Genomic DNA, 12,517 nt, shown 5'->3' with positions numbered 1-12,517 from the left:
CCGATTGTCAAACCGCCGCGTGCCAGATCAGCCTCGGCAGCCGCGCACAATTTTTGTCTCTGTCCCTTCAGCTATGCAGCGGCGCTGCCGTTAACGTAAAAGAAAGCAGCAAAGGAAAGCAGCAAAGGAAAGCAGCAAAGGAAAGCAGCAAATGCTTCCCGTGCCGGCGCCGCGACGCCGCACGCTATCGATAATTGCCAAGGCAAACGGAGACCCATTCATGAACAAACTGTCTTTTACGCAGAAACTATGGCTGCCGCTGCTGGTCAGCCTGGTCGCACTATTTTCGATCTCCGTATTCAATGCCTACCAGGCGCGGCAGATCCGGCTTGACGAGCGTAAAAGCGATTTGATCAATGTCTCCAATGTCGCCATGAACATGATCAAGGAATACGGCGCCATGGCCGCCAGCGGCGTCCTCGGCAAGGACGAGGCGCAGCAGCAGGCGCTGGCGCGCCTGAAAGCCATGCGCTACGGCAAAGACGGTTATTTTTCGGTGTCGACCTCGAATGAAGTGATGGTCATGCATCCGATCAAGCCGGAGCTGGACGGCCGCAAGATGAGCGATTTCAAGGATCCCGACGGCAACCTGGTGTTCGTCCTGATTTCCAAGGCCGGCAGCCAGAGCGGCGGCGGTTTTATCGACTACGTCTGGCCGCGCGTCGGCGCGGCTGAAGCAGTGCCGAAGATGTCGTTCGCGCTTGGCTACCAGCCGTGGGACTGGATTGCCACCACCGGCATTTACGTGGACGACCTCAACCAGGCTTTCATGCAGTCGCTGTACCAGGCCGGCGCCATCCTGCTGGCGGTGGCGCTGACGCTGGTTGCTCTGGTGATCTATTCCAACCGCAGCATGCTGGCCGCGATAGGCGGCGATCCGGGCGCTGCTGCCGCTATCGCCAACCGCATCGCCGACGGCGACCTCAGCCTCGATATCGCGACCCGGCCCGGCGACACGCGCAGCCTGGTGTATGCGATGAAATGCATGCGCGCATCGCTGCTGCATACGATCACCAACATCAAGAGTTCGGCCGACACCATCGCCACCGCCTCCGGCCAGATCGCCAGCGGCAACCTGGACCTGTCGAGCCGCACTGAACAGCAAGCCGGATCGCTGGAAGAAACCGCGTCGGCGATGGAACAGCTGACCTCGACCGTCAAGCAGAACGCCGACAACGCGCGCCAGGCCAACCAGCTGGCGGTGACTGCCTCTCAAGTGGCGAGCAACAGCAGCGCGGTGGTGTCGCAGGTGGTCGACACCATGGGCAATATCCGCAGCTCATCGAAGAAAATCGTCGACATCATTGGCGTGATCGATGGCATCGCGTTCCAGACCAATATCCTGGCCCTCAATGCAGCGGTGGAAGCGGCGCGCGCGGGCGAACAGGGCCGCGGTTTTGCCGTGGTGGCGGCGGAAGTGCGCAGCCTGGCGCAGCGCTCGGCGGCCGCGGCCAAGGAAATCAAGGTGCTGATCGACGATTCGGTGAACCAGGTCGGCAGCGGCAGCCGGCTGGTCGAGCAGGCCGGCGCGACCATGGGCGAGGTAGTGACCAGCGTCAAGCGGGTGACTGACATCATCGGCGAGATCGCCACCGCCAGCCAGGAACAAAGCACGGGCATCGAGCAGGTCAACCACGCGATCACACAAATGGACGAGGTCACCCAGCAAAACGCGGCGCTGGTGGAGCAGGCCGCCGCTGCCGCCGCATCGCTGCAGGAGCAGGCGGTCAGCCTGGCGCAGATGGTGAGCGTATTCAAGACGGACAGCGGACCTGCCAGTCCCTCGCTACATGCCGGAGCAGGCAGGCGGCCGCTGGATATCACGCCGCAGCAGGCGCAATTGGGAAGCAGGCCGGCGGCGCGGCGGGCGGCAGCCTAGATTTAATCTTTTAAGGAAAGTACGCGGGCATGAAAAATCTGAGTCTGAAAGCAAAGTTGTGGCTGGTGCTGGCGGTCATGTGGCTGGGGTTGCTGCTGCTGGCCGGCTGGTCCGCCCTGAACACGCGCGACACCATGATGAAGGAACGCGAAGCCGGGCTGAAGAATGTGGTGGAAACCGCGGCCGGCATCGTCAAGGGGTATGCCGACGATGTCGCCGCCAACCGGCTTAGCCTGGCGGACGCGCAAAGCCAGGCCTTGCAACGCATCAGCAGCATGCGCTATGCGCAGGACAACTATGTGTTTGTCTTCGATTCGCGGCCGGTGGTGCTGATGCACCCGACCAGCAAGGATATCGTCAACAAGAATGTCGGCGAGCGCAAGGATACCGACGGCAAGCTGTATTACGTGGAAATGGTCAAGCTGGGCAAGCAGCAACAGCAGGGCATCGTCCATTACATGGGGCGCTTGCCGGGTACCGCCGACACCCGCGCCGAGAAAATCAGCCAGGTGAATTATTTCGCGCCGTGGGACTGGTTCCTGGTGTCGGGCGTGTTCGTCAACGATGTGCAGGCGGCGTTTTACGACAACCTGCTCAAGCAGCTGCTGATCATGTTCGTCATCGGCGTGACAGTCTCGGCCACCATGCTGCTGATCATCCGCAGCGTGACGCGCAGCCTGGGCGGAGAACCGAGTTATGCCGCCGCCATCGCCGCCAGGATCGCCGGCGGCGAGCTGGACGTGGCGGTGCTGGTCGACGGCAAGGACAAGTCCAGCCTGCTGCATGCGATGCGGCAGATGCAGCAGCAGCTGGCGGCGGCTATCACCGAGATTCGCGAGGGCACTCACAATATCGGCGCTTCGATCAAGGAAATCTCCGCCGGCAACAGCGATTTGTCGGCGCGCACCGAGCAGCAGGCGGCTTCGCTGCAGCAGACCGCCGCCAGCATGGAGCAGCTGACCGCCACCGTGCGGCAGAATGCCGACAACGCCAGGCAGGCCGGCCAGCTGGCGCAGAGCGCTTCCAGCATCGCGGCCAAGGGCGGCGAGGTGGTCGGGCAAGTGGTGCATACCATGCAAGGCATTACCGACAGCTCCAGGCGCATCGCCGACATTATCGGCGTGATCGACGGCATTGCGTTCCAGACCAATATCCTGGCGCTGAACGCGGCGGTGGAGGCGGCCCGGGCCGGCGAGCAAGGACGCGGTTTTGCGGTAGTGGCGGCCGAGGTGCGCAGCCTGGCCCAGCGCAGCGCCCAGGCGGCCAAGGAAATCAAGGAGCTGATAGGAGATTCGGTCGGCAAGGTCGATGGCGGCTCCGAGCTGGTGGCGCGGGCCGGCCAGACCATGGGTGAAATCGTGCAGGCCGTCAAGCGCGTGACCGACATCATGGCGGAAGTCACGGTGGCCTCGGAAGAACAAAGCAGCGGCATCGAACAGGTCAACCAGGCGGTTACGCAGATGGACCAGGTGACGCAGCAGAACGCCGCGCTGGTGGAGCAGGTGGCGGCCGCGGCCGGTTCGCTGGAAGGGCAGGCGCAGCGCCTGCAGGATGCGGTGTCGGTGTTCCGCGTGGCTGAGCGGCAGCGCGATAGTGCGCCGCCGGCGCTGGCCAAGCGCGCCGAGCCGCTGCCGAGCGCCAGGCCGGCGCCCGCCAAGCGTTCCCCGCCCCCGGCCCTGAAGACTGTCGCCGCCAGCAAGACGCGCACTGGCGCTGGCAAGCTTACCGCCGGCAAGGTACAGCAAACATCATGGAAAGCTCCTGCGGTCAAGCTGGCGGCGTCTAATGCGGATGACTGGGAGACGTTTTAACAGGGTGGTTTGCAGGACGCCGGCGGCCTTGAATTTGTCCGGATGAAAGAAACGGCGCATAGCCGCGGTCAAGAGGTATACTTGTAAGTATCGAAGATGTCCGCCTGCCGTGACGGCAAACGGACAGCGCAGATGATGTTTTGCAAAACATCGTGACCTGCTTCCTGCCTACCTACACTGATCGAGACCAATCCATGCGTTTGAATTCCACTACTGTCGAATTGCCTTCGGCCGACTGTTCCGCGAGCGCCGCATGACGGCGAGCGAACAGCCGATGATCCACTGGATCGAGGAAGACCAGCCGCGCTCGGCGCGCTGGCGTTCGGAAAACGGCAATCCGGCGCCCAAGCGGGTAGTGATTGCGGATGACAGGATGACGGCCGACAGCGCTTACCGCCTGGCCTGCGAAGGCACCGGCATGCTGTGGCGCGGCGATTTCCAGAACGCCCGCCAGTTGCTGCAGGCGCTGGCGCGCCGCGCCGAACCGAAACCCGAGAAGCGCGGCAAGCCGCGCAAACAGCCGGTGTCGCCAACCGATGCCTTCAACCTGCACCGCCAGGCCCAATCGCAACGGGCGCGTACCCTGGGCATGCTGCTGCTGCCGTTCGAGGCCGATTACAGCATCTCTTTGCGCCGCGCGCCCGATGTGCAGCTCGCCTGCAACGAAGCCTATGGCGCGCCGGCCGAGCCGTTCGTGGCTTCGCTGCGCGAATTGCTGGGCCTGATCGGCGCCCACGAGTGGCGCAAGAAGGGCGTCGAGATCGCTGCGCTGGGCGCGCGCATCCATCCGCACTACGGCGTGTATTCGCCTGTGCGCGGAGAATATATCGGGCTGGTGGAGGCTGCGCCGTTGCCGTCCACCAAGCTAGCTTTTGATATCGGCACCGGCACTGGCGTACTCGCAGCGTTATTGGCTAAGCGCGGCGTAGAGCGCATCGTGGCGACCGATATGGACCCGCGCGCCCTGCGTTGCGCGCGCGAGAACCTGGTGCGGCTCGAACTGGACGGCCAGGTTACCCTGCTGCAGGCTGATCTGTTTCCAGAAGGCCGGGCGCCGCTGGTGATCTGCAATCCGCCCTGGATTCCGGCGCGCCCCAGCTCGCCGATAGAACACGCGGTATACGATCCCGAGAGCCGCATGCTGCGCGGTTTCCTGGGCGGCCTGGCACAACATCTGGAACCGGGCGGCGAGGGTTGGCTGATCTTGTCCGACCTGGCTGAGCACCTGGGCTTGCGTTCGCGCGCCGAGCTGCTGGCGGCGATCGAGGCGGCCGGCTTGAAAGTGCTGGGAAAAACCGATATCCGGCCGCAGCATCCGAAGGTCAGCGATGAGGCAGATCCGCTGCACGCCGCGCGCGCCGCTGAGCTGACTTCGCTATGGCGGCTAGGGGCGGCTTGAATCGAGTGGCTTAAATCGGGCGGAGTGAAAAACATCCGCTTTTCATTGCAATGCGGCAAATATGTGTTGTAAATTCGTCGGTTTTTTGCGGCTGCGGCCGACGGATTGTTGTTACCCAATGTTAACGATTGTGAAATATATAAGTTTGCTATTGCTGCAAGTAAGCTCCAAATCTAGGCTATCTCTGTTCATCTGGCCATAAAAGGATGAATACAGGCCGCGCGCCTTGTCCTGCCATGCGGGCAGTCGTTGCGGTATCCCGGGGATAAATACTAGAAGTGGATGAAATGAACAAGAGCAAAGGTAGCCAGCCGCCGCCAGATCCGCTATTGCCTTTGGACGAATCCGAGCTCGGGCTAGACGATCTGTTCCTGGCCAGCGCCCGGCAAGATCTGGCCAGCATCGAGCAAGCCCTGGCCAGCTACGACTACCGCGCCGTGCAGCAGATGGCGCACAGGCTGAAAGGCGCGGCCATGATTTTCCGCATGGCAGCGATGGTTGACGCCACGCTGCACATTGAAGCCGTCTTGAATACGGGGCTGGCCGTCGATCACATGCAACTGGCCGCGGCCTGTCTCGCGTTGCGCCGCCAGGTTGAACTGCTTTAGCAGCATCGCGATCCTCTAAAACGGCTATAGTCTCTATATCAAATCCCAACTTGTTATGGAGAGCTCATGGCGTCTGTACATTTACAAAGCACCACTGGCTATGTCCAGCAAATCCAGGCCCGGTCGCACCGGCTGCAGGCCGACGAACCGCTCGACAACGGCGGCACCGACAGCGGCCCCGCGCCCTATGAACTGCTGCTGGCTGGACTGGCCGCCTGCACCTCCCTGACTTTACGCATGTACGCCGATCGTAAACAATGGGAGCTGGGCCTGATCGACGTGCGGCTGCGCTTTTCGCGCGATGAACAAGGGCACGAAAAGATCGATCGCACGGTCGCTTTTGGCGCGCTGCTCAGCCCGGAACAGATTGGCAGGCTGGGCGAGATCTGTGAAAAGACGCCAGTCACAAAGACTATCAGGCAAGGTACGGAAATTCAGACCACCTTGAATCCGGCTCGGCTTGAGCCGCAGGCTTGACCCATCCTGAGGAGAAACGCATGTCGAAGATTGTCGGAGTAGCCGGCAGCTTGCGCAGCGGTTCGCTGAACGCCGCCTTGCTGCGTGCGGCCGCCGAACTGATGCCGGCTGGCTCGGAGCTGGAAATCGGCAGCATCAAAGGTATCCCCCTGTATGACGGCGACCTCGAACTGGCCGAGGGTATCCCGCCGGCGGTGGCGCTGCTGAAAGAGCAGATCGCGGTGGCCGATGCGCTGCTGCTGGTGACGCCGGAATACAATAATTCGATGCCGGGCGTGTTCAAGAACGCGCTTGACTGGCTGTCAAGGCCGCCGGCCGACAGCGCCCGCATCTTCCGCGGCCGCCGGGTGGCGGTGATCGGCGCCTCGCCCGGCGGTTTCGGCACCGTGCTGTCGCAGAACGCCTGGCTGCCGGTATTGCGTACGCTGGGCATGCAACCCTGGTTCGGCGGCCGCTTGATGGTGTCGCACGCCGGCAAGGCATTCAACGAAAGCGGTGAGCTGGTCGACCAGCAAGTGCGTGAACAGCTCAGGGAATTCAACCGGAATTTTGTCGAGTTCTTGAAAAACTGAAATGAAATTCAAAGACTACTACAGCGCCCTTGGCGTCGAACGCACGGCCAGCGCCGCCGAAATCAAGCAGGCCTATCGCAAGCTGGCGCACAAATACCATCCGGATGTTTCCAAGGATCCGGCCGGGGAAGAGAAATTCAAGGACATCGCTGAAGCTTATTCGACCTTGAAGGACACGGAAAAGCGCGCCGCCTACGACCAGCTGGGCAGCCACCAGACCGGTGAAAACGTCGAGCCGCCGCAGTCCTGGCAGCAAGGTTTCGCCGCTGGCGGGACCGCTTTCGGCGATGTCGACATGGCCGATATCCTGGCTGCTTTCGCCGCCTCGCGCCACGGCGCCGGGCCTGGAGCCAGAGTGCGCCCGATGCGCGGCGAGGATTACGAAGTCAATGCGCCGATCACGCTGGAACAGATTTACGAGGGCGGCGAAACCGACGTCCGCCTGAGCATGTCCGAGTACGACGAGCACGGCGCCTTGCACCGTGTGCCGCACACCTATCGGGTAAAGGTTCCGAAGGGCGCGGAGGACGGCCAGCGCCTGCGCCTGGCCGGCAAGGGCGGCCAGGGACAGGATGGCGGCAAGCATGGCGACCTGTATGTGGTGATGAAAGTGATCCCGCATCCCTTGTATCGGGTGAGCGGAAAAGACCTGTATATCGACCTGCCGCTGGCACCATGGGAAGCGGTGCTGGGCGCTGCCGTGCTGGTGCCGACGCTGGGCGGCAAGGTTGAGCTGAGCGTTCCTGCCGGCACCGCCGCCAATCGCCAGTTCCGCCTGGCCAGGCGCGGTTTGCCGTCGGCTGGCGGCGAGCAAGGCAACCTGTATGCGGTGGTGAGGATAGAAGTGCCGCCGGCGCCGAGCGCGCGCGAGCGCGAACTGTTCCAGCAACTCGCAGCGGAATCGGCATTCAATCCGCGACAACATCTTAGCTAGGAGAGCGCCAATGACTGCTCTATTGGTAGAGGCCGTTTGGTTAAACGATATCGAGGTGTGTTCGCTGGATGAGCTGGCAGAGTTTTCCGGGCTCAGCCATGACGAGCTGGCAGAACTGGTGGCGATCGGCGCCATCGAGCCGGACCGGAACACCGCGTCGTCCTATGTGTTCCGCGCGCAGACGATCGTGCTCGCCAGGACCGCGCGCCGCCTGCGCGACGATTTTGAGCTCGATACGCATGGCGTGGCGATGGCGCTCAACCTGCTGCAAAAGATACACACCCTGGAAGCGCGGCTGGCCGCCGTGGATGCCAAATTGCCGCATTTAAGCTAGCGCATTCACCGCATTACGGACGGGTTTCCGGTCCAAGGTGTCCGGCGGGTTTTGTGTCGGGCAGGACTTCGGCCGAATATGGATTGCCGATAATGGCGACCAACATGTCGATCATCGCCGGATGTTTTGATTTTACGCAATCCGGCGCCGATCTTTTTTGATCATAAATACATTTCTAATCTAATCACTTAATATCGCGGGCGACGCCAAGATGATGTCGCATCAGGGCGGATGCCCATTCCCGGTTGTCGTTTTCCAGCGCCTGGATGATTTGCAGATGTTCCTTGCATGAATCGATCTGGCGCGGATCGCGGTGGAATGCGATATGTTCGCCCAGCCGCCTGAGCTGGTTTTGCTGTTGCACCGCCTGCAGCACGAAGCGATTGTTGGAGAAGCGCGCCAGCATTTCGTGGAAGGCGGCGTTGAGGCCGAAAAACGCCGAAGCTGAATAGTCTCCTGGTGTCTGCTGCAATAATTTTTCGTGCGCCAGGCGGCTGTTCTGCAGCTGGATGGCGTCTATCTGGAAACTGCTTTCCAGCAGTCCGCCGCACTCCACCATGATGCGGAACTGGTAGCTTTCGCTCATCAGCTCCGGCGAACCGATGGTCGTCGGGAAATTCCAGCCCTGGCCGCGGCGCTTCTCGATCAGGCCGTCCGCCGCCATGCGCACCAGTGTCCCTCTCAGCAGGCTGCGCGGCACCTCATAGCGCTCCAGGAAATCGGTCTCCGTCATGGTGTCGGGCAACAGGTTGCGGGTGCGGTCGTCGATCAGGCGCAGATACAGGGTGTCGCCGCTGATGCCGTCGACCACCATCTCTGCCGCTCTTTCCGGGCGGGCATTGCTGCTGACGAAGTAGCCGCTGTTGACGTGATAGTCCAGCAACTCTTGCTCCGCCACCAGGCGCAATGCAGCTTTGACCGGGGTCCGCGAGACGTCGAACTGACTGGCCAGGCCTTCTTCGGTCAGATGGGTGCCGGCGGGCAGTTCACCGGTGGTGATCTGCTGGATCAGGCGATTTGCCAGGTCAAGTTGCAAAGGGCTGGGGCGGCTGGGTTTTGTTGTTTTGCTCATTCTGGTGCCGCTGTTAGGTTTACATTCGCTCAATGTTAAATGATTAATATCATACGAGTAAACCATAGAGCAAGCTGGGCGAATGCACACAACGGATAAGGTAATTCTCAAAAGGTAACATTGAATTGATTTTATCAAAAAGTTAATACAAGATACTCCGCAATTGTCGATTAAACAATTTCGGAGGCATCCTGCATGAGCGCTATTGTGGCGGCGGTTGAATCTTTTCCTGAAGTGAGCGTGTGCGGCTCTCCCTATCAGCGTGGGTGGCAGCACGGTGCTGCAGTCCCTGAACGCATCGCCCACAGCGCCGGGCTGTATCGCTTGCAGCTGGCGCGGCAGAATATCTGCACCGGACGCCTGCGCACGCTGGCGCAGGGCATGCAGCCGGCGATCAAGCGCTTCGACCCCGACTACCTGGAGGAAATGCAGGGCATAGCCGATGGTGCCGGCGTGCCGCTGGAGGATGTCATCCTCATCAACTGTCGCAGCGAAATGCTGTTTGGATACGGGCGGTCTAGCCACGGGCAGTCTAGCCACGGTGAGTTGTCCGCGATGCGGCAGGACCGTGACGACGGCTGCACCAATCTTGTGGTGTTGCCGGAAAACGCAGATTGCGGACGTCTGATGCATGCCCATAGCTGGGACTGGCGGGAAAAGTGCCTGGATGCCGGCATCGTCCTGCGCATCCGGCGCGGCGGCGCTGCGCAGGAACCGGACCTGCTCATCTTGACCGAAGCCGGCAGCCTGGCGCGGCACGGTTTCAACAGCGCCGGCCTGTCCCTGACCGGCAACTCCCTGAGTTCGGATCGCGATTACCGCCAGCTGGCCGATGTGCCTCTGGTGCTGGTGCTGCGCAAGATGCTGGAAGCGCCGAGCATGCACGCGGCCATGAAGCTGCTGTGGCGGACCCGGCGCCTTTGCTCCATCAACCTGATGCTGGCGCAGGCCGGGATCAGCGGCGACGGCCAGCACCTTGGCGACGCGGTCGACCTGGAGTGCGCGCCGGACGAAATTTTCTGGCTGACGCCGCAACACGGCTTGCTGGTGCATGCCAGTCACTGGTTATGTCCGGTGGCACACAGCAAGCTGCGCGCCAGCGGGCTAGCCGTCAACCCGGATTCCCTCTATCGCCAACGGTCCGTGGAGACGGCGATGCTGCAAACCATCAATCGCGGTCCGGGAAAAATCGATTGGGCAACGGTCAAGAAGGCGCTGGCCGATGATTTTCCCGGCATCGGCGGCGTCTTGCGCAAACCTGACGCGGCAGTCGCAACGACCCTGATCGATGCCGCCAGCCGCACCATGTGGATAGCGTGCAAACCACACCAGCCGGGCGCTTTCGTCGAGTACCGCCTGTAGCCGGGTCACTCCGGCCCGGCCTCGTTTTAACCAAGGAAGTCAAACATCGCCGCCGCGAGGAATTGCTGCGTCTCCAAATATCGGAAGGAGCTGACATGACATAAAAATACAGCGGCGCGAGTCTGCTTTCAAAAAAGAAGCACACGGTGATCAAACAAGGAGGAATTTCAATTGAAGAAAAAATCATGCATGGCTGCGATGGCGGCGCTGCTGGCCGGCAGCGCTTTTGCGCAGACCGGTGTTACTCTGTTCGGTGTGATAGATAGCGGCATAGAAATGGTGAACAACGTCCCCGATGCCGATGGCAACCCCAGCCGCCGCATTCATCACAATTCCGGCAACCTGTGGGGTTCGCGCTGGGGACTGGAAGGCAGCGAAGATCTGGGCGGCGGCCTGCGCGCCATCTACCGCCTGGAAAGCGGATTTGACTCCGACACAGGCGCTTCAGGCCAGAACGGCCGCCTGTTCGGCCGCCGCGCCTATGTTGGGCTGGCTGGAGAATCCGGCAGCGTGACAGTCGGTCGCCACTACAACATTTTATTCGATGTAATTTATCCTTTTGATCCAACCGGCATGGCGTCTTATTCGACGCTGACGCACGATCCGGCATTTGCCGAGCGTGCCGACAACTCCATCAAATATAGTGGAAAATTCAGGGATGTGACGGTGACCGGGCTGTACAGCTTCGGTTATGACAGCACCATAAAAGAAGGCGGCGAAATGGCCGGCGCGCCGAAGGTCGGGCGCGAGCTGGGCGCGGGCTTGCAATATACTCCCGGCGCTCTGGGCATCGGCCTGGTTTTCGATCAGCGCCATGGCACATCGTACGCTTCCCGGAGCCAGGTCGAAAAACGCCTTGCGGCCGGCCTCAGCTATAGTGCGGGACCACTCACGACCTACCTTGGCTACCGCTGGCTGGATTCCGATGTCGAGAATATTTCCGGTGCCTCCAATTTATACTGGGGCGGATTGAAATACCAGGCAACGCCGGCAATTTCCCTGGCCGGCATGATGGCCTATACCGACACCAAGGGAAGCGCTGCCGATCCTGTTACGATCACGCTGTTGGGAACTTACGATTTGTCCAAGCGCAGCAGCCTGTACCTGCTTGCCTCTTACGCACGCAACCGGGGCGGATCGAACATGGGCGTCAATGGCATCGATAACCAGATCGTGCCGGGCAATAACCAGACCGGGATGATCGCGGGGATTCTCCACCAGTTCTGAAGCTGGCTTGGCGCGCCGGCCGCTGCCTGAGGAGTGCAGTACGGCGCCCTCGCTTCAATATTCCCTGATCGCCTCGACGACGATATGCAAGGTCACGGCATCGCTGACAAAGGGGACGTAGCGTCCGAGCTTGTAATCGCTGCGCAGTATCTTGGCGGAGCCATTGGCGCCGCAGGCCTGTTTGCCGTAAATGAGCATGAAGCGACAATTGAAATTGCTGATCTCCAGGGTTACCGGATGCGTGATGCCCTTGATCGTCAGCTCGCCTTCGACATGCGTCAGCTGCTGTTCTTCAAAATGCAGGCTGGAAGACTTGAAACTGATCTTGGGAAAATTGGCGGCGTCGAAGAAGTCGCCGGAGCGCATGACCTGGTTGAAGCTGTCGCTGCCGGTGCTGACCGACGCCGCGTCGATTTCGATGTCGATGCTGCCGCCGTGGCTGGCCTGGTCGATTTCAATCGAACCTGAAGTGCTGTCAAAACGGCTGCGCTGCATCGATAAACCCCAGTGGCTGTACTCGAAAGAGGAAAACGTATGCTCGGGGTCAATCAGGTAACGATCGGCGGCGCTGCAGACGCTGGCCCCGAACACCGGCAGCAACAGCGCCGCTATCTGCAGCACCTGCAGCAGAAGCTTGGAGATCGGCGGGATTACGCGTGGCTTGGCGGTGAGCGGCGTCATGGTCTTGGCTAAGTTGTCGGTTGCAACAGGCATCATGCATCAGTCGATATCGTTACGCTACAGCTTCGTGGGTATTTTTGCCTGGAAACATATAAAATGCCACTCTGCAATTGCGGCAAAAACCTGACAACGCGGCAGCACCCCATGCATTTATCAGGTTT

12 protein-coding genes are annotated in these 12,517 nt (G+C 61.0%); 10 read left to right on the top strand and 2 right to left on the bottom strand.

Annotated elements, in window-relative coordinates:
- Window positions 1–220: 220 nt before the first annotated feature.
- From CFter6_RS14010 to CFter6_RS13975, 8 genes are all read left to right on the top strand, one after another.
- On the top strand, window positions 221–1,879 hold the full coding sequence (locus tag CFter6_RS14010; RefSeq protein ID WP_236904271.1) for a methyl-accepting chemotaxis protein: 1,659 nt from the start codon (window positions 221–223) through the stop codon (window positions 1,877–1,879).
- Window positions 1,880–1,908: 29 nt separating this feature from the next.
- Window positions 1,909–3,690: a methyl-accepting chemotaxis protein gene (locus tag CFter6_RS14005; RefSeq protein ID WP_061540451.1), complete on the top strand. Its 1,782-nt coding sequence runs from the start codon at window positions 1,909–1,911 to the stop codon at window positions 3,688–3,690.
- A 253-nt stretch (window positions 3,691–3,943) separates the two neighbouring features.
- A complete protein-coding gene (locus CFter6_RS14000) occupies window positions 3,944–5,089 on the top strand; it encodes a methyltransferase (RefSeq protein ID WP_061540450.1) in 1,146 nt (381 codons plus the stop codon).
- 287 nt (window positions 5,090–5,376) lie between these two features.
- Entirely contained in the window at window positions 5,377–5,697 is a 321-nt protein-coding gene (locus tag CFter6_RS13995) for an Hpt domain-containing protein (protein WP_061540449.1), read from the top strand.
- Between the two features lie 66 nt (window positions 5,698–5,763).
- A complete protein-coding gene (locus CFter6_RS13990; protein WP_061540448.1) occupies window positions 5,764–6,174 on the top strand; it encodes an OsmC family protein in 411 nt (136 codons plus the stop codon).
- Window positions 6,175–6,194: 20 nt separating this feature from the next.
- The gene (locus tag CFter6_RS13985; RefSeq protein ID WP_061540447.1) at window positions 6,195–6,746 is read left to right on the top strand and encodes an NADPH-dependent FMN reductase; all 552 of its coding nucleotides are present in this window, start codon (window positions 6,195–6,197) and stop codon (window positions 6,744–6,746) included.
- Between the two features lies 1 nt (window position 6,747).
- Window positions 6,748–7,680 (top strand): DnaJ C-terminal domain-containing protein, encoded by a 933-nt coding sequence (locus tag CFter6_RS13980; RefSeq protein ID WP_061540446.1) that lies wholly within the window; start codon window positions 6,748–6,750, stop codon window positions 7,678–7,680.
- Window positions 7,681–7,690: 10 nt separating this feature from the next.
- Window positions 7,691–8,014 (top strand): chaperone modulator CbpM, encoded by a 324-nt coding sequence (locus CFter6_RS13975; RefSeq protein ID WP_061540445.1) that lies wholly within the window; start codon window positions 7,691–7,693, stop codon window positions 8,012–8,014.
- Window positions 8,015–8,198: 184 nt separating this feature from the next.
- On the opposite strand, the gene CFter6_RS13970 is transcribed toward CFter6_RS13975, so the two are convergent.
- Window positions 8,199–9,086: a GntR family transcriptional regulator gene (locus CFter6_RS13970; RefSeq protein ID WP_061540444.1), complete on the bottom strand. Its 888-nt coding sequence runs from the start codon at window positions 9,084–9,086 to the stop codon at window positions 8,199–8,201.
- A gap of 195 nt (window positions 9,087–9,281) precedes the next feature.
- On the opposite strand from CFter6_RS13970, the gene CFter6_RS13965 reads away from it, so the two are divergent.
- Together CFter6_RS13965 and CFter6_RS13960 are read left to right on the top strand one after the other, a co-directional pair.
- A complete protein-coding gene (locus CFter6_RS13965; RefSeq protein WP_061540443.1) occupies window positions 9,282–10,448 on the top strand; it encodes a C45 family autoproteolytic acyltransferase/hydolase in 1,167 nt (388 codons plus the stop codon).
- Between the two features lie 171 nt (window positions 10,449–10,619).
- Complete coding sequence (locus CFter6_RS13960) at window positions 10,620–11,675, top strand: porin (RefSeq protein WP_236904270.1); 1,056 nt, start codon at window positions 10,620–10,622, stop codon at window positions 11,673–11,675.
- Between the two features lie 54 nt (window positions 11,676–11,729).
- Here CFter6_RS13960 and CFter6_RS13955 read toward each other — a convergent pair whose 3' ends face one another.
- The gene (locus tag CFter6_RS13955) at window positions 11,730–12,392 is read right to left on the bottom strand and encodes a YceI family protein (RefSeq protein ID WP_082814785.1); all 663 of its coding nucleotides are present in this window, start codon (window positions 12,390–12,392) and stop codon (window positions 11,730–11,732) included.
- Window positions 12,393–12,517 lie beyond the last annotated feature (125 nt).

Origin of the sequence: Collimonas fungivorans, assembly GCF_001584145.1 — a bacterium.
Lineage (GTDB): Bacteria > Pseudomonadota > Gammaproteobacteria > Burkholderiales > Burkholderiaceae_D > Collimonas > Collimonas fungivorans.
The sequence above is the reverse complement of the archived record's forward strand: the minus strand, read 5'-3'. Positions and strand labels throughout refer to the sequence as shown.